The following is a 23,100-nucleotide window of genomic DNA, read 5'->3' on the forward strand; positions in this document are numbered from 1 at the left end:
AGGACTCCCTCAGCGCAGCCCAGGGTGTACGTTCGGTAATGGTAGCTAAAGCGGAATATTATCGTGCTTCTTCCACGGGTTCTCCTGCACCTTGCCCTTCAGCGTGCGTAGCGCCTTGATCAGCCGCCGCCGCGTCCCGTGCGGCATGATCACGTCGTCGATATAGCCCAGGCCCGCCGCCACGAAGGGGTTGGCGAAGCGTTCCTTGTATTCGGCCTCGCGGGCGGCGAGGGCTTCGGGGTCGCCGGCTTCTTTTCGGAAGATGATCTCGACCGCGCCCTTGGCACCCATGACGGCGATTTCTGCGCTGGGCCAGGCGTAGTTGACGTCGCCGCGCAGGTGTTTGGAGCTCATCACGTCATAGGCGCCGCCATAGGCCTTGCGCGTGATCAGGGTCAGTTTGGGGACGGTGGCCTCGGCATAGGCGAACAGCAGCTTGGCTCCGTGCTTGATCAGGCCGCCGTATTCCTGGCGCGTGCCGGGCATGAAGCCGGGCACGTCGACGAAGGTCACCAGCGGCAGGCCGAAGGCGTCGCAGAAGCGGACGAAGCGGGCGGCCTTGCGTGATGAATCGATGTCCAGCACGCCGGCCAGCACCTGGGGCTGGTTGGCGACGATGCCGACGGGCTGGCCGTCCAGACGGCCGAAGCCGCAGACGATGTTCTTGGCGAAGTCGGCGCCGATCTCGAAGAAGTCGGCCTCATCCACCGTCTTGAGGATCAGCTCCTTGATGTCATAGGGCTGGTTCGGATTGGCGGGGACCAGGGTGTCGAGGCTGGCCTCGTCCCGCTCCGGGTCGTCATAGCTGTCGCGCACCGGGGGCTTTTCGCGGTTCGACAGGGGCAGAAAGCCGATCAGGCGGCGGACCTCGCTGAGGGCCTCCAGATCGTTCTCGAAGGCGCCGTCAGCGACGCCGGACTTGCCCGCATGGACGCGGGCGCCGCCCAGGTCTTCGTGGGTCACGACCTCGTTGGTGACGGTCTTCACCACGTCGGGGCCCGTGACGTACATGTAGGAGGTGTCCTTCACCATAAAGATGAAGTCGGTGATGGCGGGCGAATAGACGTCGCCGCCCGCGCAGGGGCCCATGATCACACTGATCTGGGGGATGACGCCACAGGCCAGGGTATTCTGCAGGAAAATGTCGGCATAGCCGGCGAGGGATTCGACGCCTTCCTGGATGCGCGCGCCGCCGGCGTCGAACAGGCCGATGATGGGGGCGCCATTGGTGAGGGCCATCTTCTGGATCTTGACGATCTTGGCCGCATGCGCGCCGCTGAGAGAGCCGCCGAAGACGGTGAAATCCTTGGAGAAGACATAGACCAGACGCCCGCCGATGGTACCGCGGCCCGTGACCACGCCGTCGCCGGGGATGCGCTGTTTGTCCATGCCGAACTCGTGGGAGCGATGCTCCACGAACATGTCGGTTTCCTCGAACGAGCCCTCGTCCAGCAGGACCTCGATCCGCTCGCGCGCGGTCAGCTTGCCCTTCTTGTGCTGGGCCGCGATCCGGGCCTCACCTCCCCCCAGTTTGGCGGCGGCGCGGCGGGCTTCGAGCTGGTCGAGGATGTCTTGCATGAGGCGTCTCCTTGAGGGGCGAGGCTTAAGGAGACGCAGGGCCGGTGGCAAGGTGTGGCCAGTCCGATCAACCCGTCAGGGCGGCCAGTCGGGTCAGTTCGGCGACGTGGGCGGAGAAGGCCTTGCGCCCCTTGCCAGTCAGGCTGGCCCAGGTGCGCTGGCGTCCGTCCTGGGTCATCTTGCTGAGCGCGATATAGCCGGCCTCCTCCAGCAGCTTCAGATGCTTGGACAGGACCGAGTCCGACACCTTGATGGCGTCGCGCAGCATGGCGAACTCGGCATCGGAGACGGACGACAGGATGGCGCAGATCTGCAACCGGCCCGGCGCATGGATCAGGGTGTCGAGGGCGGGGGCGGTGCTCATCCCTGCCCCGCCAGCAGATCGCGGCGATAGGCCCGCATCCACAGCCGCCCGCCGATGATGCCGGTGACACCGGCCAGGGCTCCGGCCACGATGGGGGCCCAGAACGGTCCGTCGAACAGGCGGGTCCAGAAGGACAGACCCATCAGCCCCATCATAACGGCGACCATGAGCCAAGCCACCCAGCGGGCGCGGGGCGGGGCATAGCCGCTGACCCACCAGCCCGTCCGTTTGCGCCACCACTGCACCATGAAGACCAGGGCGACGATGGAGAGCACCAGCGTCAGGGTGCTCCATGGCTGGGGTAGCCCTGCCCCGCCGACCATCAGGGCCAGCATGCCGCCATAGGCCAGATCCCAGCCGAAGGGATAGTCCAGCGTCTCTCCCACCCTGGCGCGGGCAGCCTGGATGGAGGCCAGTGCTTCCTGGGGGGTGGGGTCTTGGGTCATGGACATTCCTCACTTTCCGATATGGAAAGCGTATCATGACTTTCCATAACGGCAAGCGATGATTTTTCAAATTGGAAAGTCAGCTTTCGAGCGCCTTGAACCACCGCTCCAGCAGCACGGCCTCAGCGCGGCGCAGGGCCGTGCGTTCGGCGTTGTCGGCGTCGATGCCCCACTGTTCTTCCTGGAAGACCTCCTCCAGCCGGGACAGGTCGAAGGCGGCCCCTCCGGACAGGGCTCCGCGCTGAAGGGCTAGCCCAAGGATCGCGCTGCCCAGCAGGGGCACGGCAGTGGCGAGACCCGTCAGGGCGAAGTCGTCCAGCGACAGGGCCAGATCGCGCACACGGGCGATGGCGGCCGGGTCCTGGGCCCTGTGGACGATGCCCTCGGCGGGTTCCAGCGCGACGCCCAGTTCGTTCGCCGCCCAGTCGCGCCAGGGGGCCCACTCCCGCGCCTGTCGCGTGACAAGCGGGGTCGGGTGTTCGGCCAGGTAGCAGAGGGCGTCAGAGCCGGCATAGGCGGCGATCTCGTCGGCGACGGGCTCCCGCGTCTGGCTGACGCGGTCGATGGCGGTGGACGCCAGGCGGGTGGCGGGCATGGTGCCGGGTTCGATGAACTCGCCCTGCGCGGACCATTCCTCGGCGACCAGACGGGCGGAGCCTTCCGTCGGCAGCGTCAGTTTCGCATGGGCGGGGGTTTTGGGTGTGCGACCGTCCAGGGTGACGGACCAGCCGTCGTCACCGAGGGCGACATCGACGGCGGTCCAGAACCGCTTCAGCCGCTCTTCGGATTCGCGAAAGCCCTTGCGGGCGGCGACCATGGGATCGAGGGGCGGGATATGGCTCATGGCGAGGTCTCAGGCAGCGAGGCGGTCGGAGGCGAAACGCGCCAGCGCCGCCTCCAGATCGGGAAAGTCGGTGGCGACGTGGTGGGCGCCGGCGGCGAACTGCTCCTCGGGCGTATGAAAGCCCCAGGCGACGCCCAGCGGATGGGCCCCGGCGGCCAGGGCCATGCCGATGTCGTGGGCCGTGTCGCCGATCATGGTGGTGGTGGCGGCGTCGGCTCCGCAGGCAGTCATGGCGGCATGCAGCATGGCCGGATCGGGCTTGCCGGGGCCGTCCTCCGCACAGTGGCTGGAGATGAACAGATCGGCCCAGCCCTCGCGCGCCAGATTGCGGGCCACCCCGCGCCGGTTCTGCCCCGTCGCCAGGGCCAGACGCCAGCCGTCGCGATGCAGGCGGCGCAGGGTTTCCATGGTGCCGGGATAGAGCGGCTCTTCGTGACCGGCGTCGTACATGCGGCCGAAGCTGGCGCGGAATTCGGCGGTGAAGCGCTCCAGCTCCGGCGGCGTCAGCCCCGGCTCCAGCACGGCCAGGGCATGAGGCAGGGACAGGCCGACAATCTGGCGGACACGATCGTAGTCGGGATCGGGCAGGCCGAGGGCACGCGCGGCCTCTGTGGCGGCCTGATGGATCGAGGCGCGGCTGTCGACCAGCGTGCCGTCGATGTCGAAGACGGCCAAAGGACGCGCAGAGCTCGGTCGGGTCATGCGGGCACCACATCGAAGGCGATGGTCAGGCGGGTCTGATCGCCCTCGAACGGCGCGGTGCCGTGCCACATGTAGGACGGGAACAGCACCAGCTTGCCGGGCTCGGGCTTTTTGAAATGCTGATGCGGCAGATCGGGCGTGAAGGGCGCGCCCCCAAAGCCGATCCAGCCCTGCCGCCCTTCGGCCTGAACCGCATCGGGCAGATCGATGTAGCAGGCCGAGGACAGCCAGCCCTCGGGGTGGATGTGGGCGGCATGATAGCCGCCGGGCTTCAGCTGAACGGACCAGGCTCCGGACAGGCGGTAGGCTCCGGTGCTGCGGCGGCGCAAAGGGTCGGCACCGGTGCCGAGCCCGGCGATATGTCGGCGGATTGGGCCGTCGATGGCGGTGAAAAAGGCGCGGATGGCCGGGTCGGTGCTGGTCAGCAGGCTGGCGGTCGTCTGGGTGCCGTGACGCAGGCTCTGGCCCAGCGGATGGGTGGTCAGGCCGTGCAGGCGGCGCAGGGCGGCGGCCAGGTCGGCCAGATAGGCCGGCAGGCTGGTCCAGGGCGCGGGCGTATCGATGGTCCAGGCCCCGACCATGGTGTCGTAGTCATAGAGTTCGGTAGCCCGCGGATCGCCCGCCAGACGCCAGGCGACGGCCTGCAGGCTGAGTGCGTTCTGGTCCTCGGGCAGGGCCCTGAGCACCGCCTCGATCAATGGCATCGCCGCGTCGGGTTCTGTGCGCGCCAGATGGACCTCGGCCAGTTTCAGCGCCGTGCGTATGTGGGGGCGCAGGGCATGGGCGGCGCGGGCATGGGCCAGGGCGCGGTCGTGATCCACGCCCAGCGCGGCGTGAGTGGCGGCCAGCTCAATTTCGGGATGGGTGCCGTCCGCGTTCAGGGCCGCCAGCACGGCATCGGGCGTCGCGCCTGCGTATTCCATCATGGTGGCTCGGGCGATGCGAAGATCGATGGCGTTTGGGGCTGCCGTCAGCGCCGCCTCGAACGGGTGCAGTGCGGCCTGGGCGTCGCCGCTGCGCATCCAGATCAGCTGGGCCAGATCGCGCACGGCCTCGGCATAGACGGGGCGGCGCGTCAGGGCCTGGCGATAGGCGGCGTCGGCCTCGTCGAACCGGTCCTGAGCCAGCAAGGCACGGGCCAGGACCAGCCAGGTTTCGGGGGCATCCCCGCCCTTGGCGAAGGCGCGGCGGACGGCGGCCTCGGCCTCTGCGGCCTGGCCCATGTCGCCCAGCAGCGCTGCCAGATTGTGTTCAGCCACAGCACTGGTCGAGCGCTGCGCGACCTCGGCCCGGCGCAGGTCCAGCGCCACATCCAGCCGCCCGATCCGCTTCAGCAAAGCCACAGCCTCGGGCAGACGGCCGGCCCCGGCCAGCGCCTGAGCCTGTAGCAGAACGGCGGCCGTCGTCGTCAACGCTGACGCCTCACGCCCTCGAACGGATCGCTCTCGTCGCCCTCGTGAGGATCGAAGCCGAAGTGGGCGAAGCCGGCCTTCATTTCGGGCGACAAAGGCGCGGTGACCTTGAGCACGCCACCGCGCGGGTGGTCCAGTTCGATGCTGCGGGCATGAAGCTGGAGCTTCAGCGGGCCTGACAGCTCCCTCGATTTGTCGTCGCCGTATTTGGGATCGCCGAGGATGGGATGGCCGATGCCGGACATGTGGGCCCGCAGCTGATGCGTCCGCCCGGTGAATGGGCGGAGCGCCATCCAGGATGCGCGGTGGGCGGCTCTGGAAATGGTGGCGAAGGCGGTCTCGGCGGGTTCGGCGCGCGGGTCCTTGCGGTCGGCCGGGCGCATCATCTCGAAATCGTTGATGCCGGTCTTCTTCAGCGGCATGTCGATCTGGCCGGCGGCGGGCTTGGGGTTGCCGATGACGATGGCCCAATAGGTCTTCTTGGCCTGACGCCGCGCGAAGGCCCCCGCCAGTCGCTTGGCCGCCTCGGGTCCCTTGCCCAGCAGCAGGACGCCGGAGGTGTCGCGATCAAGCCGGTGGACGAGGCGCGGGCGGTCCATCCCCTCGCCCCAGGCCCCCAGCAGGCGGTCCACGTGGCGGCTGGTCTTGGTGCCGCCCTGCACGGCCAGGCCGTGCGGCTTGTTGATGGCGATGACCATGTCGTCCTCGTACAGGACCAGCGACTTGGCGAAGGCGATGTCCTTCTCGGACAGGGTGTGGGCGTCGCCCGCCTGGCGCGAGGTATCGTCAGGGATCGGCGGCACGCGCACGGCAGCCCCGGCGGTCAGGCGACCCTCAGGCTTGATCCGAGCGCCGTCGACGCGGATCTGGCCACTGCGGGCCATCTTCTGCACCTGGATGTTGGACAGGTGCGGCCAGCGGCGACGGAACCAGCGATCCAGGCGGATGCCGTCCTCGTCCTCGGCGACGTAGATCGTCAGGACTTCGCGCTTGGGCGGCGCTTCGGCCTCGCGGATGGGTTCATCAGTCAAAGGGCGGCTCCGAAGGCGCGGCGGGCGACCGTCAGGCCGATAAAGAGGGCGATGATCGACAGCACCACCGAGGCGGCGACATAGCCCCCGGCCAGGGCCAGCTGGCGTTTCTCGATCATCAGGGCCGTCTCCAACGAGAAGGCCGAAAAGGTGGTGAAGCCGCCCAGGACGCCGACGGCGGCGAACAGGCGGATGCTTTCTGCATGCAGACCGCCGCGAAAGGCCAGCCAGCCGGTCAGAGCGCCCATCAGCAGGCCGCCGACGACATTGACCGTCAGCGTGGCCCAGGGCCAGGCCATGCCGCCAAACATCCGTCCGACCACCACGCCGGTGCCATAGCGGGCCACGGCCCCCAGGGCTCCGCCTGCTGCAACGATCAGAAAACGTGTCATGATGCGGGCTTATACGCCGGATTGCGGCAATGCGAAGGGAGGCGTGCATGCTTGGTCTGACCCTGGCGGTCCTGCACCACATTCTGGTGTTCGGGCTGGTGGCCATGCTGGCCATCGAACGGACGCTGCTGAAGGCCCCGGTGATTGAGGCGCGGCGTCTGGCGGGGCTGGACGGCGGCTATGGCGTGACGGCGGTGCTGGTGCTGGCAGTCGGGGTTGCGCGCGTGATCTGGGGCGGCAAGGGCTGGGCTTTCTACGAGGCCAACCCCTTCTTCTGGGCCAAGCTGGCGATCTTCACCGTGATCGGCCTGATCTCCGTCCTTCCGACCATCGCTTTCGTCAAATGGGCGCGGGCCAGCAAGACCGATGCGGGATGGCAGCCGGATACCGCGGCCGTCGCCAGCGCGCGCCGTTGGGTCGGGATCGAGTTGCTGCTGATCTTTCCGCTGGTGGCGTGCGCCGCCGCCATGGCGCGCTGGCCGTTCTAGCGGCCGAGGCTGTCGCGCACCTCGCGGGCGTCATAGGCCGTCGGCCGCTCCGGCTTGCGGCCCTCGCCCATGATGATTTCCAGCACGGTCGAGGTCGGCTGAGGCCCGCTGAAGTTCAGGCCGACACCGACGCCTACGCCCGACGCGCGCCAGCCGCCATAGCTGCTGGACCCCGCGCCGATGGAGACGCTGGGGCGGACGCCGCCGGCGCTGTCGGGACGACCGTCGATCCAGCGCTGGGTGACCTCGAACCAGTCGTTGCCGGTCTCGATCGTCAGGTCCGCCGCGCGCAGCAGAGCAAAGTCGGCCACGGGACGGGGATCGCCGACGCCGCGGTAGGTGATCTGATATCGGTTGGACTCGATCCGCTGCTCCGAATAGCCCTGCCCGCCCGGCGACGACTGCGGGCCATAGGGCGACAGGCTGGCACAGGCTGTGAGCGACAGCGCAGTCAGGGCAACGGCGGCAAGTGAAAAGCGGTTCATGACGGAACTCCGGATATATGGTCTTTAGCGTATCACGACCCGCGTTCGTTCCCACTGCCTAGCCGGCTGTCGCCAGCCCTGCGGCGACCTTCAGCGCCTCGAAGTCGGCAGGCACCGGGGCCTCAAGCGTGCGATAGCCACCCTCCGGGTGCGGAAACACCAGCTTCGACGCATGCAGCATCAGCCGAGACGCCGGTTTGCCTGCGAAGGTCAGCGCCCCGCCGTAACGGGCATCGCCTGCGAGGGGCCGACCGATGGAGGCCATGTGCACCCGCAACTGATGCATGCGGCCCGTCGCGGGGTCCAGCTCGACCAGGGCACCATCCTCGGAGGCGGCCAGGGTGCGGTAGCGGCTGAGCGCGGCCTGGGCCCCGGCCGTCTCGGGGGCGACGACGCGCATATAGCTTTCACGCCCGATCTCCTGGCGCAACAGGGGCGCATCGATGGTGCCGGATGCGGGCTCGGGCGCGGCGGACAGCAGGGCCAGATAGGTCTTTTTGAACCGGCGCGCCTGCATGGCCTTGCCCAGGAATCCCGCCGCCGGCTTGGTCTTCGCCGCCAGGATGACGCCCGAGGTGTCGCGGTCCAGCCGATGCACCAGCTCCGGCCGCTTGCCGTTCGAGCGCGCAAAGGCCCACAGCAGGTCGTCCAGCGTATGCGCCTGAATGCGCCCGCCCTGGCTGGACAGGCCACTGGGCTTGTTGAAGGCGATGACGTGCGCATCCTCGTGGATCACCCACGACCGGACGGCGGCCATGTCTTCAGGCGAAAGGTCGGCGGGGGTGCGGGTCACGGCGCGTGCATACGCGACCCGAGCCTTCCCGTCAGCCCGTCAGCGCAGCACGCCCTTCTTGCGCATGTTGAAGGCATAGACGAACAGCAGCACCGTGATGACCATGATGACGTAGGGCATCCACTTCATCATCGCCATGTCGGGTGCCAGCGGTGGCGGGTCAATGAACTGGCCGTAGATCAGGCTGACCACCGCACCGATCAGCGAAAGGGCAAAGGCCCAGACCGCGAAACGATTGCGCAGCAGCAGCAGGATCGAGCCGATCACCGCGCCCCAGACGCCCAGGGTCCAAGGCACATACATCCAGTCCGGCATCGCGAGGAAATAGTCGATCATCGCCTGATCGAACTTCATCTCACGCAGATAGGCCTCGCCGCGCGTGACGGTGCTGACGAAGTCGAAGGCTCCGAAGGCATTCCACATCAGCGACACCACCCCGACCACCCACAGGTGCCACGGCGTCCGTACAGTCATCTGGTTCATCCACCCCTCCCAAGGTTTAAGAGAAGACGCTACGCCCTGCGAGCCAAGCTTGGCAATGAACGGTGATCAGTCAGCGGCATCCCTCTCCGCCCGCATGGCCGCCCAGCGCTCCAGCCGGGCCTTGACCTTCTCCTCGTGCCCCTCCCCTTTCGGCGCATAGAAGACGTGGCGATCCATGCCGTCGGGGAAGAAGTTGGCGCCGGAAAAGCCCTCGGGCGTCGAGGGGTCGTACTGGTAGCCTTTACCGTAGCCCAGCGACTTCATCAGCTTGGTCGGGGCGTTGCGGATGTGGGCGGGCGGCATCAGCGAGCCGGTTTCGTGCGCGGCGCGTTTGGCGGCCTTGAAGGCCTCATAGACCGCGACCGACTTGGGCGCGGTGGCCAGGTGCACCACGGCCTGTGCCAGGGCCAGTTCGCCCTCCGGGCTGCCGAGAAAGTCGTAGGTGTCCTTGGCCGCAATGGCGACCAGCAGCGACAGGGGGTCGGCCTCACCTATATCCTCGACCGCCATGCGCACGATGCGCCGCGCCAGATACAGCGGGTCCTCGCCCCCGTTCAGCATCCGCGCCAGCCAGTAGAGGGCGGCATCCGGGTCCGAGCCGCGCACGGATTTGTGCAGGGCGGAAATCAGATTGTAGTGCTCCTCGCGGCTCTTGTCGTAGGCGGGCGCGCGTTTCTGCAGGATGCCGGCCAGGGCCTGGACGTCCAGCGGTTCGGCGTCCTGAAGATCGAACAGAACCTCCGACATGGTCAGCAGATAGCGGCCGTCCCCATCGGCCAGGGCCAGCAGGGCCTGACGCGCCTCGGGTGTCAGGGGCAGGGTCTTCGCTTCTTGCGCCTCCGCCCGCACCAGCAGCTGATCCAGGGCCACATCGTCCAGTCGCTTCAGGACATAGACCTGACTGCGGGACAGCAGCGCGCCGTTCAGTTCGAACGACGGGTTTTCGGTCGTGGCCCCGACCAGTGTGACGATCCCCTCCTCCACGAACGGCAGGAAGCCATCCTGCTGGGCGCGGTTGAAGCGGTGGATCTCGTCGACGAACAGGAGCGTCGACTGCCCCGCCGCCCGGCGCATCCGGGCCGTCTCGAAGGCCTTCTTCAGGTCCGCGACGCCGGAGAAGACGGCGCTGATCTGCTGGAACTGATACCCCGCCGCCTGGGCCAGCAGGCGGGCGATGGTAGTCTTGCCGGTGCCCGGCGGGCCCCACAGGATCATGGAGCCCAGCCGCCCGGCCTCGATCATCCGCCGGATCGGCCCGCCCTCGCCCAGCAGATGGTCCTGACCCACCACCTCCTCCAGCGTGCGCGGCCGCAGCCGGTCGGCGAGCGGCGCGTCGGGGGGATGGATGCCGGAGGCTTCGAAGAGGTCGGTCATGCGAACTCATACTGCTCCCTTCCCCCTCGATGGGGGAAGGGCCGGGGTTGGGGGTGACGGTGTTTCCGATTGGCCCGTGTCGGCAGGTTCGGCAGATTTCTGGAACGCAGCAAACCTCCGAACAGCTTCACCCCCATCCCAACCCTTCCCCCATCAAGGGGGAAGGGCTTTAATGCAGGCAAGGAGCTCTTCATGACCGAGGCGACCCAGCAAGGCCCGACCAACGGCGTCACGCCCCATTTGACCATTCCGTCGCGCGGGGGACAGGCCGCGCTGGAGTTCTATGCCCGCGCTTTTGGAGCCCAGGTGCTGGACCAGAAATTGGCCGAGGACGGCGAGCGGCTGATTCACGCCCATCTGCTGATCAACGGGACCAGCGTCATGCTGCATGACGAGTTCCCCGAATATGGCCACGAGCCCGACATGGTGCCGCGTGGCGTAACCCTTCATCTCCAGGTCGACGACGCCGACGAATGGTGGACGCGCGCCTTGCTGAACGCCGCCATTCCGGTCCTGCCCATCGCCGATCAGTTCTGGGGCGACCGCTACGGACAATTGCGCGATCCGTTCGGCCATAGCTGGTCGATCGGGTTGCCGATAAAGGCTTAGAAGGCAGGATCTAACCTGCCGACATATTCCCCGGCTGCTGCTTCTCCTTAAGCGTGACCAGTTCCTCGGCCATGGTGGGGTGGACGGCGCAGGTGGCGTCCCACTGGGCCTTGGTCAGGCCGGCCTTTACGGCAATGGCGGCCAGCTGGATCATTTCGGGAGCTTCGGGGCCGACGATGTGGACTCCGACAACCTTCTGGCTCTGGGCATCCACGACCAGCTTCATCAGCACCCGCTCGTCCGAGCCGGTGAAGGCATATTTCATGGGCCGGAAGCGGGTCAGATAGACGTCGACCTCGCCAGGGCACGAATGGCGCGCCTCGCTTTCGGTCAGGCCCACCGTGCCGACCGGCGGCTGGCTGAAGACGGCGGTGGCGACGGCCTCGTAGTCGAAATGCCGGGGGTTGTCCTTGTAGACCGTCTCATGAAAGGCCACGGCCTCGCGGATGGCGACGGGGGTCAGGTTCATCCGGTCGGTGACGTCGCCGATGGCCCAGATGTTGTCGGCCGTGGTCTTCGAATACTCATCGACGCAGATCGCCCCGTTGTCGTCGATCTTCACCCCGGCCTTGTCGAGGCCCAGGCCCTTGACGTGCGGCACCCGCCCGGTGGCGAACATGACGACGTCGGTTTCGATCGTCATGCCGTTTTCGAGGTGGTTGACGATGCCGGTGTCGGTCTTTTCCAGCGACTTGTGCTGACAGCCCAGAATGACCTTGATGCCGCGCTTCTCGATCTCACCCGCCAGATGGGCGCGCACGTCGTCGTCGAAGCCGCGCAGGATATTGGGGCCGCGATAGATGAGGGTCGTTTCGACCCCAAGTCCGGCGAAGATGCCCGCGAACTCCACTGCGATATAGCCCCCACCCGCAATCAGGATGCGTTTGGGCAGTTCCGGCAGATGGAAGGCCTCTTCCGAGGTGATGGCGTGCTCGATGCCCTCCAGCTCTTCGGGCATCCACGGGCGACCGCCGGTTGCGATCAGGACGCGCTCGGCAGTGATGGAGCGGTCGGTGGTGCCGTCCTTCTTCAGGATCTGGACCGTGTGGGCGTCGGTCAGGACCGCGCGGCCATGGACCAGATCGACGCCCGCCTTGCCCAGGTTGGCGGCATAGATGCCGGATAAACGCGCGATCTCGACATCCTTGGCCTGAAGGAAGGTCGGCCAGTCGAACTTCGCATTGTCGAAGGACCAGCCGTAGCCCTCGGCGATCTTCAGCGCGTGGCTGACCTCGGAGGCCATGACCATGAACTTCTTGGGCACGCAGCCGCGAATGACGCAGGTGCCGCCGACGCGGAACTCCTCGGCGATGGCCACGCGCTTGCCGCCGAGCGCGGTCAGGCGGGCGGCGCGCACCCCGCCAGAGCCGGCGCCGATGACGAAGAGGTCATAGTCGTAAGCGGTCATGAGGACCTGATCCGTTGCTGTGGACGCGTATGTGGCAACCGTGGGTCGCGACGTCCAGACCAAGGCCATTGTGTTTTCGCAAACCTGAGTTACGGTATCAACCTTAGCGTTTGCCCGGTGGAGATCGACTATGTTTGAGGCTCTTGTCGCGACAGCAGTTCTACTGGGCTCAACACCAAATCCTACACCCACACTGGAGGCCCCACCCGCCGAAACACGGCAGGTACAGGATCCGGAAGCCGTTGAGCTGGAAGACGTTACGGTTGTGGGCCGTTCGCTTACGGATCTCATCCGCGGCTTTACAACTGAAGTGGCCGAACCAAACCGCTTTCGCGGGCTCGCGCGCTGGGACAGCCGCATTTGTGTCAGCGCCGTCAATCTGCGGGTCGATACAGCCCAATATATCGTAGATCGAGTCTCCACTATTGCCGAAGACGTGGGTTTGGAAGCCGGTGAACCGGGGTGCACGCCTAATTTGGTGATCGTTGCGACGGATGACGGCGGTGCTCTTGCCAGGCAACTTGTTTCCGAGCGCCGCAGAGCCTTTCGCATGGGCGGCAGTGGTATGGATCGGGGCAAGGTTGCACTCGAAGATTTTCAAGCCACGGATCGCCCTGTGCGATGGTGGCAGATGAGCCTGCCGATCGATTCCCAGACCGGCCAACGAGCGTTCCGTATCCCGGGTGAATGTCGTAATGCATGCAGCACGGTCAACGATTACGCGCCTGTGATCGCCATAGCCGGCGCGTCCAGACTACGCACTCAGATTGTAGATAACATCATAAGATCGATCGTTATCGTCGATATCAACGACGTCGCAGGCCTATCGACACAGCAACTGGCCGACTATATCGCGTTGGTCTCCTTGGCGCAGATCGACCCCGATGCCGACACGCGGGCCTATTCCTCCATTCTCAACGTCTTCCAGGACAGAGAAGCGGTGAGTGAACTGACAAGTTGGGATCGGGCCTATCTCAGTGGGCTGTATGAAGCCGAAAGAAATCGGTTGAATGGTCGTTCAAACCTGACGGAGGTTGTAGGCTCGATCCAGCGTGAGCACGCGCGTTTGCGAGCAGTCGATGATGACGAAGCGACTGACTGAACTTGAATGCCAGTTAAGACTTGATGCCGAGTAGCTTTGACGGACATCTGCGAGCGACCGGCTGCTTGCATGTTCGTCGCCAAAGAGGGGTAAAGCTATGATCTCTGCGCTTGTTCTCGCAGCTATGCTGGCGGCTGCTCCCCCGCAGCCCGCACTTCCCGCCCCGCAAGATCCGCCGCCGGCTAATGCGGCAGCGATCGCAGATACGCCGACGGATTTGGATGACGTCCAGGTTGTCGGGCGTCCTCTGGACACCATGATCCGGTCTTTCGTGTCCGAAGTTGCAGCCCCGAATCGTTATCGGGGGATTGCGCGTTGGGAGTCGAACATCTGTATAGGTGTCGCCAATCTCAGGGCCGAACCCGCACAATATCTCGTAGATCGCATCTCGACAGTAGCCGAGAATGTGGGCCTCAATCCGGGCGCGCCCGGATGCAGCCCGAATGTAATCATTGTGGCGAGCGATAAGCCTGACGAAATCACCCAGGCAATGGTGGAAGAGCGTCATCGGGCTTTCCGCATGGGTGGCACCGGCATGGATCGTGGCGGTGACGCCTTCGAGGATTTCATCCAATCCGACCGGCCCGTGCGCTGGTGGCAGGTCAGCATGCCGGTGGACAGCGAAACCGGCAAACGCGCAGCCCGCATCGACGGAGATTGTCAGGCGCCGTGCAATCTGCCGATCGATTATGCGCCGATCATAAACGTGGCCGCCGCATCGCGCCTGAACCAGCAGGTGGTCGATACCATCATCCGAACCGTGATCGTTCTGGACATGAATAAGATCGAGGGCCTCAGTACGCTTCAACTGGCCGACTACATCGCAATGATCACTCTGGCCCAGATCAATCCGGATGCGGAAACAAACCGCTACGCTTCAATTTTGAACGTATTCGACGATCCCGAAACTGTTGATACCCTAACGAACTGGGACCTTGCTTATCTGGATGGACTGTATAGCGCTGAGCGCAATCGGATCGATCTGAGAGCGAACCGAAGCGAGATCGTTTCATCAATTCAGGACGCTCACACTCGCCTGCAATCCCAAGACCCCGGTTGAACGGCCGGAGTCTACGGAAGATATGATCGCACGCCTGCATCCGTGCCGATCAGCGCCTCGTCGGCCAGGTCCAGGAACAGGCCGTGCTCGACCACGCCGGTGATCAGCTTCAGGTCATCGGCCAGGCGTACGGGGTCGTGGATGACGCCGCACTTCGCGTCATAGATCAGATTGCCCCCGTCAGTCCGGACCAGACCCCGGTCGGCCATGCGGACGCGGGCGGGCATGGCGATGTCATGATCGGCCAGGACATCGGCGATGCGGTTGGCGGTCGTCTTGTGCCCGAAGGCGACGACCTCGATCGGCAGGGCAAAGGCCCCCATGGTCTTCACCACCTTGGCGCTGTCGGCGATGCAGAGACAGCGGGCCGAAGCCTCCCACACCAGCTTTTCGCGCAGCAAGGCCGCGCCGCCGCCTTTGATGAGGGCGAGGCCCGGCCCGATCTCGTCCGCGCCATCGACGGTCAGGTCGATGCGGGGTGTGTCCTCCAGAGTGGAGAGCGTCAGGCCCAGGTCGCGGGCCAGCTCGGCGGTGGCTTCGGACGTGGGGACGCAGCGCAGGCCGGTCAGGCTGCGGGCGGCCAAAGCCTTGACGAACCATGCGGCGGTCGAGCCGGTGCCCAGGCCCACGACCATGCCCGGCTCGACGCGCAGGGCGGCGGCTTCGCCGGCGTGGCGTTTTTGCAGATCGCTCATTTCAGCTTCGCCTTCTTGGCCCGCATCGTGTCCATGAAGCGTGCAGCCCAGCCGGGCTTGGCCAGCTGATCGCCTCGGCCCAGGGCCAGGTCACCCGGCCCGACGTCGCGGGTGATGACCGAGCCCGAGCCGACCATGGCTCCGTCGCCGATGGTCACCGGCGCGACCAGGGCGCTGTTGGAGCCGATGAAGGCCCCCTCGCCTATCGTCGTCCGGTGTTTGAAGAAGCCGTCATAGTTGCAGAAGATGGTGCCCGCGCCGATGTTGGCCTTTGCCCCCACCGTCCCGTCGCCCAGATAGGCCAGATGGTTGGCCTTGGACCCGACGTCCATGCGGACGTTCTTGACCTCGACGAAATTGCCGACCTTGACCCCCTCGCCCAGGTCTGCGCCGGGGCGCAGGCGGGCATAGGGTCCGACCTCGGCTCCCGTGGCGACGGTGGCCCCTTCGACATGGCTGAAACTGCGGATGCGCGCGCCGGGGGCGACCTTTGCACCGGGGCCGAAGACGACGAAGGGCTCGATGACGGTGCCTGCGCCTACCTCGGTGTCGAAAGAGAAATGGACCGTCTCGGGCGCGGCCATGGTCACCCCGGCAGCCAGGAAGGTTTCGCGCTGGACCTTCTGGAACAGGGCCTCGGCGACGGCCAGTTCGGACTGGGCGTTGACGCCCATGACGGCGTCTTCACCGGCCATGACAGCGCGGGTCGGTAACCCTTGCGCGCGGGCCAGGGCCACCACGTCGGTCAGATAGTATTCGCCCTTGGCATTGTCGTTGGTGACGCGCGCAAGCAGACCGAACAGCAGGGCCGACGGCGCGGCCATGACGCCGGAGTTGCAAGTCGTCAGGGCCAGAACCTCGGCCGACGCCTCCTTGGCCTCGGTGATGGCGGCCAGGGTGTCGCCCTCCATGACCAGTCGGCCATAAGCGCCCGGGTCGCGCGCCTCGAAGCCGATGACGGTGACGCCGTCTGCACTGCCAAAGACCGGTTCGATGTCATGGGCCTTCAGCAGTGGCACGTCGCCATAGGTGATGACCACCTGGCCCTCGAACCCCGCCAGCGCAGCCTCGGCGGCGCGAACGGCGTGGCCGGTACCAATGGGCGGATCCTGGACCGCGATGGCCCCCTCCCCCAGACGCTTGACCACATGGGCGCGGACTTCCGGCGAATGATTGCCGACCACGACCACGATCCGCTCGCAGCCAAGGGCCTGGGCCGCGTCGATGGCGTGGTCCAGCATGGCCCGGCCGCCGACGGGGTGCAGCACCTTGGGCAGCGGCGACTTCATGCGAGTGCCCTGGCCGGCGGCGAGGATGATGGCAGCGCGTCTGGTCATGAATCGGTCCGGCGGTTAGTCACGGCGGGTGGTCTAGCCTATCGCGGCGACCCTTGGGAGATGCCGCCGTGACGGAACGCGACCTGGAAGGCTGGACCATCGCCTTCGACCTGGACGGGACGCTGGTGGAAACGCACCGCGATCTGGTCGGCACGCTGAACCGCATGCTGGTCCGCGAGGGCCTGCCGACTGTGCCGATGGAGGGCGCGGCGGACCTGATCGGCGGCGGGGCGCGGGCCTTGCTGGAGCATGGGTTCGCGGCGGCGGGGGCCAGCGCCGAGGATGCGCGGCGGCCCGAACTGTTCGAGGCCTTCATCGCCGACTACATAGCGCACATCGCCGACCACTCGCGGCCCTATGACGGCGTGGTCGAGACGCTGAAGCGGCTGGCGGCGCGGGGGGCCATCCTGTGCGTGGCGACCAACAAGCGCAGCGACCTGTCGGAACGGCTGCTGGCCGCGCTGGACATGACCCGGCATTTCGCCGCCATCGTGGGGCCGGACCGGGTCAGTGCCCGCAAGCCGGACGGCGCGCATCTGAAAGAGGCCGTGCGACTGGCCGGCGGCGATCCGGCGAGAGCCGTCATGGTCGGCGACGCGGCCCCAGACACGGGCGCGGCGCGGGACGCGGGCATGCCGTGCATCGTCTGCACCTACGGCTATACGCCCATACCGGCAACGGAACTGGGCGGCGACGCGATGGTGGACAGGTTTGCGGACATCGAAACCGCCATCGACGGCTTTCTGTCGGCGCGACGGTTGCGGATTGCTGCGACTGCGAACACATAATGCGGCCGACAGCCCAAGAGGCCCTGCCATGCTCCGTCGCTTCTTCGCCATCCCCCTGTGGCAGCGCACAGCCGCCGGTTTCGTGCTGGGGATCGTCGCTGGCCTGGTCCTGCGCGAGAATGCCGAAACCTGGTTACAACCGATCGGCGACGTCTATCTGAACCTGATCCGCATGGTGGTGGCCCCTTTGGTGCTGTTCACCATCGCCAGCTCTATCGCCAAGCTGGGCGAAGGCGTGGGCGCGGTCCGGCTGGGTGTGCGGACCATCGTCTGGTTCGCGGTCACCTCGCTCCTGGCCGTTCTGGTAGGGTTTGCGTTCGGCCACATCATCAATCCCGGAATGGGGCTGTCCAACCTGCCGCTGGGCGAGGTGCGGGCACGGGAGATACCTACGCCCCTGGAAGTCCTGATCGGCATCGTCCCGACAAACCCCTTCGCGGCACTGAGCGAAGGCAAGGTGCTGCAGATCATCTTCTTCTCGGCCCTGGTCGGGATGGCGCTGGTGGCGCTGGGTGACCGGGCGCAGGGCGTGCGGCGGCTGGTGGACGAAGGGGCCTCCATTATATTCCGCATCACACGCTGGGTGATCCAGCTGACGCCGTTCGGGGTGTTCGGCCTGATCGGCTCGGTGGTCGGCGGCTATGGCTGGGAGGCGCTGCTGCCCTTGGGCAAGTTCATCTTCGCCATCTACGCGGCCTGCCTGTTCCACATCCTGATCGTCTATTCCGGCCTGCTAAAGGCGCACGGGCTGAAGGTGCGCAGCTTCTTCCGCGGAGCCTTCGCAGCACAACAGACGGCGTTCGCCACCTCGTCTTCGCTGGGCACCCTGCCGATTACCCTGCGCCAGACGGTCGAGCGTCTGGGCGTGCCCCAGGCCTATGCCGCCTTTGCCGTGCCGCTGGGGGCCAATGTGAAGATGGACGGCTGCGGAGCCATCTACCCGGCCATCGCGGCCATCTTTATCGCCCAGTACTTCAAGATCGATCTGACGATGACGCAGTATGTCCTGATCGGGCTGACGGCGGTGCTGGGATCGCTGGGCACGGCGGGCGTACCGGGAACCAGTATCGTCATGCTGACCCTGACCCTGTCGACCGCAGGCCTGCCGCTGGAGGGCATCGGCTATATCGTGGCCATCGACCGGATCATCGACATGATGCGCACCGCGACCAATGTGACCGGCCAGATGCTGGTCCCCGTACTGGTGGCAAGGGAAGAAGGCATACTGGATCAGGGCATCTATGACGGCCATGTGGCCTGGCTGCCCGGCGACCCGGAGGCAGAGACGTCGGACACCGTACGCGCCGCCGGGATCTGAGCCTGCGTTTGCCTGTTGCAAGGCCCCGCCGTGCGGGCTATGTCCCCGCCCTCCCCGATCCTTAGCGATCGGCGGGCCGACATGACCGGCCAGATGGATGCGTAGCTCAGCGGGAGAGCACCTCGTTCACACCGAGGGGGTCACAGGTTCAATCCCTGTCGCATCCACCATCTTCCAACATTCAACGACCGGTCAATAAAGCGTCCGTTCAGACGACAGGGTTAAGGCGGATTAAGATTACCCGATGTAAACCGTGGTTGTTGGCACGTCTCTAACCCTGCTTGTTACCGTCAAGTTCAAGCCTGTCCTCTTATATCGCAGTGTCGATTGCGACGTGATGAGGACAAAATGTCTACTACACAAAAAGCGACACTGTCGGTTGGTATGCTTGCTGCGGTGGCCGCGATTGCTCTGGCTCCGACGTCCGCATCTGCCCAGCAGAAGTCTGGCACCTATCGCCTGACGGCCCGTGTCCCTGTCGCCTGCTGGGTTCGTCCGGAACAGGCGATGAGTTCGGAAACCGTGACCGGCCGCGTGGTCGAAGCGTGCAACAGCCCCGGCGGGTTCGTGGTCAATGCAAGCTACCGTCAGCTTCAGGCCGGCGAGTCGGCGCGTCTGCGTTACGCCGATACCCTGCTGGACCTGCCGAAAACCGGGAATTTGACATTGCGCCGGTCGCGGATCGCGCAGATCCGCACCGTCAACTACGCGTTTGAGGAAGCCCGGCTGGACACGCCTGTCGTGCTGGTCCTGTCGATCCAGCCGATCTAACGTCAGAACGGGGCGAGCGTCAGTGTCAGCAGGTCGGAATAGCGCCCTGCCCTCGCCCCTTCGACATTGCCGACCTGCAATACCAGCGGATAGTTGTCGTCTCGCAGCCCACCACCGGGCGAAGAACGCAGAGCCGACGGATCACCCAGATCGATCCGCTCTCCGCCCAGACTGAGCGAATAGGGCACGGACCAGCCGCGCGAGCCGCTGACCAAGCGACCTTGGTTTTCGGAACTGACATCGACGCGGTAGCCGCGCGTGCTGCGAACCCACAGCGAGACCGGCAGGCTGACGGCCCCTTCGGACAGCTCACCCAGATCGATGCGGGCAACCCCGCCACGACGATTGAACGTCCCCGCCAGACCCATGACCGCAGACGGACGAACGTCCAACGCCAGGTTCACCTGACGCTCGGCCTCGACCATCATATTGGGACGCACGACGGCGAATGACACTGTCTGCTGGAACAGACCGTCGGCTCCCAGATTTCGGTCGTCGACAGAGAGGCTGTAGCGTTTGATGACCCGCTGCCCGGCCTCGACGACCAATTGCTGACGCGGCGTCTGGCCTAGGGCGACACCGCCATAGGGGGTCAGATCGCGCCCGTCGAACTCATCGACCAGGACATAGGGCAGCCGACTGGCCGACGACACCGTCGTACTTTCCAGTCCATAGGGTTCACCATTCAGCCGCACGCTGACATCGCCGCGGCAGGTGCGGTCGCCGTCGTTGACATAGGTGATCTGGAACGACCCGGTGGCGCGCTCTCCACTGAAGGGGTCGTAGGCTGCGATGACCCACTGGGTCGACTGAGGGTCGATGCGCAGCTGACAATCGCGTGCGGGTGCAGCCGTCTGAGCACTAGCGGCGCCGCCTATGCCAACCAAGGCCAGGGCGAGAGCGAACATGGTCTTCATTGCGACCTCCCTTGATTGACTGGCACGGCGACCTGAACCCTTTGCAGGTTCAGCAGGCCGTCGCTGTCCGCAGGCACTTCGAACTCGAAGGTCTGACGTGGATCCGTGAGCAGTTCGACGCGGTAACGCACGCCGGGACGAAGCCCCTGCATGGCGAACCGGCCGACCGTATTGGTGAAGAACGGCACCGGTGTTGCATCCGGCTCGTTTGCGGGCCGCAGGCGGCCGGAAACCAGGGCCAGCGGCACCTCGCCATCGCCGACCAGCGTCCCAAGCGCGCTGACATAGGCGTCAGTGCCGATCTCATAGGCATAGCCGGACTTGTAGGTCGGACGCAGGCGCAGGATGCCTTCGCCGATGTCATAGCCCGCGGGCGCATCGACGACGTCGTATCGCAGCGACTGGTTCACATAAGACCCCAGCGCATTGTCCAGCGCCGGCCCCAGCACGCCGCTGGAAGCGTTATAGCGGCCGCCGTCCAGATCGTCCCCGGTGATGACACGGCGATTGCCGAGGGTTTCATGCGGATACAGAATGGCGAAGCTGTCCCCGATCCGGCGACCCAGGGCGACCTTGCCGCCCGCATAGGCGACGCTGCTGGTCAGGGCCAGCGACGTGACCTGCTGATCCGTCAGGGAGTTGAAGCTGCGTCCAAACGCGGCGTGCGCCAGATTGGCGTCGAACCGGTTGCCGACATAGCCGACCGAGCCGCTCAGGCTACCCGCGCCGCGATCATAGGATGCCAGGGCGCTGGCATTGGTCGATCCGACGCGGCCGTCTCCTGTCTGGAAGAAGGACGCTGAACCGGAATCCCCAGCGCTTTCGTAACGTGCGTCCAGACGAGTGTCGTAGCGGGGCGTCCAGACGAGACCGATGTTGATGCCGACGTTATCACGCGCGATCGTGGATTGTTCGAACTCGGTGTAGCTGATCCCGCCTTGTAGGGTGAACTGATCAGTTACGCGGTAAGACAGGTCCGCCGACGCCTGGTAGGAATCGCCAAAGCCGTCGCGGCCCTTTTGATAGGAGCCGTTGATCGAACCGAACAGGCGGTCGTTGAAGACCCGCGAATAGACCGCAGTAAAGGTAAACTCGATCGGATTCTGTCCCCCGAGATTGCCGAGGGTGGCGAACTTGCGTGAGACGTGATCGAGTTGCAGCGAAACGCGATCAACCTGTTCTCCGCGATCTACAAACATGTCGTAGATGACGGCGGCAGCATAGCCGCCGCCCAGATTGTCGGCATTGCTCAGCGCCGCATTGAATTGAAGTCGGCTGCCACCCGGCAGGATGAACTGGGTTTGGCCGTCCACCATCTGGACCGCCTCGCTGACTTGCAAGCCGACACCGATGGCGGGCCGGTTCTCGAAAGCCTTGCGGAAGTAACCGGTAAAGGCCGGATCGCCGTCGCTATAGTCGGGCGAACCAATAGCCAGCGGCGCAACGACGCCGAGGTAGGCCCCGTATTCATAGTCACCCGGATCGAGGTCAATGGCGTCCAGATAGGCGCGATAGGACACCACCGAAGATTGCCCGCTATCGTCGACGATCTGGAGCTGGACGTCGTTGCTGCCGACCTCCAGCGGAAGATTGGAGAAGTCGTACTGACCCGCATCCAGTCGAAACTCTCGCACCAGAACGCCATTTCGCAAGACGCGAACGGTCGAGTCCGATTGAAGCAGAACCTGCCTTTCGCCCGACAGCAGTCCGGGACGGAAACTGTTGAAGCGGCGTGTCTGACGCACGACCCCCACACCGCCCATGTTGACGAAACCCTGCCGCCCACGCGTTTCGGTGTCCAGATCGCCTAGCGAGAAGCGCCGGTAATATTCAGGCTGGTCGTACACCAGACGGGCGTATCGACGAATGAACTCGTACTCTTCGGTGAACTGATCCTCGCGGCCCTGAAAATCGAATTCGAAGACGGTTGTGTTGTAGCGGACGGCCCCGTTCAGAAAGACGCTGGGTGTGGGCGTCGCGGATTGGCTCGGCCCCGTGTTGGATCGATAGAAGGCGACGGCGGTGGAGTTCAGATAGGCCGTGAATTTCTCTGGCGGCAGGCCTGGCTCCTCGGCTTCGCCGGCGTCGAACAGGGATTCGAGGGTGCGTTTGGAAGGCTCGATTCGCAAAACCAGAATGGACAAGGCATTGGGATCGTAATCCAGAACGATGCCTGTTGATGACAGATCGCCAGCTTCAAATGAATCCCTCCCCGAAAGTGCCGTCGTCAGTTCCGTGACGCCCTGCTCGTTCAGAAGCGGGCGCAACAACTCGATGAAGGGCTGAGATTGGACCACGAACCGGTCGTCGCGGGTCAGCAGGACCGGGATTTCACCCAGAGTGCGCCGGTTGAATGTGAGGGGGACGGTCAGTTCGATGTCCCGATCGAACGGGTTGATATCGCGAACCTGCGCGACCTGTCCCGTGGCGACCGGCACCGGCGTCGCCGGATCCTGGGCGAGCTGAGCGGCGGTCTCCGGCACTGGCTCGACCGGCAGCGCTGGCGGCGAGGTCACCACAGGCGCGCGGTCTTGCGGCACGTCCTGGAGTACGGGCGGAGCCGTGCGCACGAACTCGGCGGTCTCCGGGGCGTCAGCGTGCACGGCGGCGACGTCGATCGCCAACATGGAAACACCGCCCAGCAGGGCAACTGCCAGCCGCGCCGAAGCCAGACAGGATCGCTGCATTACAATTTTTGCGGCA

General features: G+C 65.5%; 24 protein-coding genes and 1 tRNA gene. 8 read left to right on the top strand and 17 right to left on the bottom strand.

All coding sequences use genetic code 11. The features are described 5' to 3' along the window. Nucleotides 1-45 precede the first annotated feature (45 nt). From ACE3TH_RS01060 to crcB, 8 genes are all read right to left on the bottom strand, one after another. Nucleotides 46-1,578, bottom strand: coding sequence for an acyl-CoA carboxylase subunit beta (locus ACE3TH_RS01060; RefSeq protein ID WP_374596548.1), 1,533 nt, complete (start codon nt 1,576-1,578; stop codon nt 46-48). A 67-nt stretch (nt 1,579-1,645) separates the two neighbouring features. Beyond that, on the bottom strand, nt 1,646-1,942 hold the full coding sequence (locus ACE3TH_RS01065; protein WP_374596550.1) for a transcriptional regulator: 297 nt from the start codon (nt 1,940-1,942) through the stop codon (nt 1,646-1,648). Then, nucleotides 1,939-2,388 (bottom strand): hypothetical protein, encoded by a 450-nt coding sequence (locus ACE3TH_RS01070; protein ID WP_374596552.1) that lies wholly within the window; start codon nt 2,386-2,388, stop codon nt 1,939-1,941. The genes ACE3TH_RS01065 and ACE3TH_RS01070 overlap by 4 nt, the downstream gene beginning before the upstream one ends. 79 nt (nt 2,389-2,467) lie before the next feature. Next, nucleotides 2,468-3,232, bottom strand: coding sequence for an ATP12 family chaperone protein (locus ACE3TH_RS01075; RefSeq protein ID WP_374596554.1), 765 nt, complete (start codon nt 3,230-3,232; stop codon nt 2,468-2,470). Between the two features lie 9 nt (nt 3,233-3,241). Next, entirely contained in the window at nt 3,242-3,934 is a 693-nt protein-coding gene (locus ACE3TH_RS01080; protein ID WP_374596556.1) for an HAD-IA family hydrolase, read from the bottom strand. After that, a complete protein-coding gene (locus ACE3TH_RS01085; RefSeq protein ID WP_374596558.1) occupies nt 3,931-5,346 on the bottom strand; it encodes a putative 2OG-Fe(II) oxygenase in 1,416 nt (471 codons plus the stop codon). The genes ACE3TH_RS01080 and ACE3TH_RS01085 overlap by 4 nt, the downstream gene beginning before the upstream one ends. Further along, nucleotides 5,343-6,377 carry an RluA family pseudouridine synthase gene (locus ACE3TH_RS01090; protein WP_374596560.1) on the bottom strand — a complete coding sequence of 345 codons (1,035 nt, stop codon included), beginning with the start codon at nt 6,375-6,377 and terminating at the stop codon, nt 5,343-5,345. The genes ACE3TH_RS01085 and ACE3TH_RS01090 overlap by 4 nt, the downstream gene beginning before the upstream one ends. Then, nucleotides 6,374-6,769: a fluoride efflux transporter CrcB gene (gene crcB / locus ACE3TH_RS01095; protein ID WP_374596562.1), complete on the bottom strand. Its 396-nt coding sequence runs from the start codon at nt 6,767-6,769 to the stop codon at nt 6,374-6,376. Before crcB ends, ACE3TH_RS01090 begins: the two co-directional genes overlap by 4 nt. A gap of 47 nt (nt 6,770-6,816) precedes the next feature. Here crcB and ACE3TH_RS01100 point away from each other — a divergent pair, with 47 nt between their 5' ends. Further along, entirely contained in the window at nt 6,817-7,257 is a 441-nt protein-coding gene (locus ACE3TH_RS01100; protein ID WP_374596564.1) for a DUF2214 family protein, read from the top strand. Here the strand turns inward: ACE3TH_RS01100 and ACE3TH_RS01105 are convergent. From ACE3TH_RS01105 to ACE3TH_RS01120, 4 genes are all read right to left on the bottom strand, one after another. Further along, nucleotides 7,254-7,742, bottom strand: coding sequence for a hypothetical protein (locus ACE3TH_RS01105; RefSeq protein ID WP_374596566.1), 489 nt, complete (start codon nt 7,740-7,742; stop codon nt 7,254-7,256). The two genes, ACE3TH_RS01100 and ACE3TH_RS01105, sit on opposite strands and share 4 nt — an antisense overlap. A gap of 58 nt (nt 7,743-7,800) precedes the next feature. Beyond that, complete coding sequence (locus tag ACE3TH_RS01110) at nt 7,801-8,499, bottom strand: RluA family pseudouridine synthase (protein WP_374597099.1); 699 nt, start codon at nt 8,497-8,499, stop codon at nt 7,801-7,803. A 75-nt stretch (nt 8,500-8,574) separates the two neighbouring features. Further along, on the bottom strand, nt 8,575-9,018 hold the full coding sequence (locus ACE3TH_RS01115; RefSeq protein WP_374596568.1) for a hypothetical protein: 444 nt from the start codon (nt 9,016-9,018) through the stop codon (nt 8,575-8,577). Between the two features lie 66 nt (nt 9,019-9,084). Next, the gene (locus tag ACE3TH_RS01120) at nt 9,085-10,392 is read right to left on the bottom strand and encodes a replication-associated recombination protein A (protein ID WP_374596570.1); all 1,308 of its coding nucleotides are present in this window, start codon (nt 10,390-10,392) and stop codon (nt 9,085-9,087) included. Between the two features lie 192 nt (nt 10,393-10,584). Here ACE3TH_RS01120 and ACE3TH_RS01125 point away from each other — a divergent pair, with 192 nt between their 5' ends. After that, nucleotides 10,585-11,001, top strand: a complete 417-nt coding sequence (locus ACE3TH_RS01125; protein ID WP_374596572.1) for a VOC family protein — start codon at nt 10,585-10,587, stop codon at nt 10,999-11,001. 10 nt (nt 11,002-11,011) lie between these two features. Here ACE3TH_RS01125 and gor read toward each other — a convergent pair whose 3' ends face one another. Further along, nucleotides 11,012-12,409: a glutathione-disulfide reductase gene (gene gor, locus ACE3TH_RS01130; protein WP_374596574.1), complete on the bottom strand. Its 1,398-nt coding sequence runs from the start codon at nt 12,407-12,409 to the stop codon at nt 11,012-11,014. A 130-nt stretch (nt 12,410-12,539) separates the two neighbouring features. Between gor and ACE3TH_RS01135 the strand changes: the two genes are divergently transcribed. Continuing rightward, nucleotides 12,540-13,511: a hypothetical protein gene (locus tag ACE3TH_RS01135; protein ID WP_374596576.1), complete on the top strand. Its 972-nt coding sequence runs from the start codon at nt 12,540-12,542 to the stop codon at nt 13,509-13,511. Nucleotides 13,512-13,608: 97 nt separating this feature from the next. Beyond that, nucleotides 13,609-14,571 (top strand): hypothetical protein, encoded by a 963-nt coding sequence (locus ACE3TH_RS01140; protein WP_374596578.1) that lies wholly within the window; start codon nt 13,609-13,611, stop codon nt 14,569-14,571. An 11-nt stretch (nt 14,572-14,582) separates the two neighbouring features. Here the strand turns inward: ACE3TH_RS01140 and rpiA are convergent, their stop codons facing one another. Next, a complete protein-coding gene (gene rpiA, locus ACE3TH_RS01145) occupies nt 14,583-15,266 on the bottom strand; it encodes a ribose-5-phosphate isomerase RpiA (RefSeq protein WP_374596580.1) in 684 nt (227 codons plus the stop codon). Beyond that, nucleotides 15,263-16,603, bottom strand: coding sequence for a bifunctional UDP-N-acetylglucosamine diphosphorylase/glucosamine-1-phosphate N-acetyltransferase GlmU (gene glmU / locus ACE3TH_RS01150; protein ID WP_374596582.1), 1,341 nt, complete (start codon nt 16,601-16,603; stop codon nt 15,263-15,265). Before glmU ends, rpiA begins: the two co-directional genes overlap by 4 nt. 68 nt (nt 16,604-16,671) lie before the next feature. Between glmU and ACE3TH_RS01155 the strand changes: the two genes are divergently transcribed. The 4 genes from ACE3TH_RS01155 to ACE3TH_RS01170 all read left to right on the top strand — a co-directional run bounded on the left by ACE3TH_RS01155 (nt 16,672) and on the right by ACE3TH_RS01170 (nt 19,480). Continuing rightward, nucleotides 16,672-17,391 carry an HAD-IA family hydrolase gene (locus tag ACE3TH_RS01155; protein WP_374596584.1) on the top strand — a complete coding sequence of 240 codons (720 nt, stop codon included), beginning with the start codon at nt 16,672-16,674 and terminating at the stop codon, nt 17,389-17,391. Nucleotides 17,392-17,419: 28 nt separating this feature from the next. Next, entirely contained in the window at nt 17,420-18,709 is a 1,290-nt protein-coding gene (locus ACE3TH_RS01160) for a dicarboxylate/amino acid:cation symporter (protein ID WP_374596586.1), read from the top strand. Nucleotides 18,710-18,804: 95 nt separating this feature from the next. After that, nucleotides 18,805-18,879, top strand: a tRNA-Val gene (locus tag ACE3TH_RS01165). 178 nt (nt 18,880-19,057) lie between these two features. After that, nucleotides 19,058-19,480, top strand: coding sequence for a hypothetical protein (locus tag ACE3TH_RS01170; protein ID WP_374596588.1), 423 nt, complete (start codon nt 19,058-19,060; stop codon nt 19,478-19,480). Between the two features lie 2 nt (nt 19,481-19,482). Here the strand turns inward: ACE3TH_RS01170 and ACE3TH_RS01175 are convergent, their stop codons facing one another. Together ACE3TH_RS01175 and ACE3TH_RS01180 are read right to left on the bottom strand one after the other, a co-directional pair. Beyond that, a complete protein-coding gene (locus ACE3TH_RS01175) occupies nt 19,483-20,397 on the bottom strand; it encodes a hypothetical protein (RefSeq protein ID WP_374596590.1) in 915 nt (304 codons plus the stop codon). Further along, the gene (locus ACE3TH_RS01180; RefSeq protein WP_374596592.1) at nt 20,394-23,084 is read right to left on the bottom strand and encodes a hypothetical protein; all 2,691 of its coding nucleotides are present in this window, start codon (nt 23,082-23,084) and stop codon (nt 20,394-20,396) included. Before ACE3TH_RS01180 ends, ACE3TH_RS01175 begins: the two co-directional genes overlap by 4 nt. Between the last annotated feature and the right edge of the window lie 16 nt (nt 23,085-23,100).

It is taken from the genome of Brevundimonas sp. (assembly GCF_041919755.1).
GTDB lineage: Bacteria > Pseudomonadota > Alphaproteobacteria > Caulobacterales > Caulobacteraceae > Brevundimonas.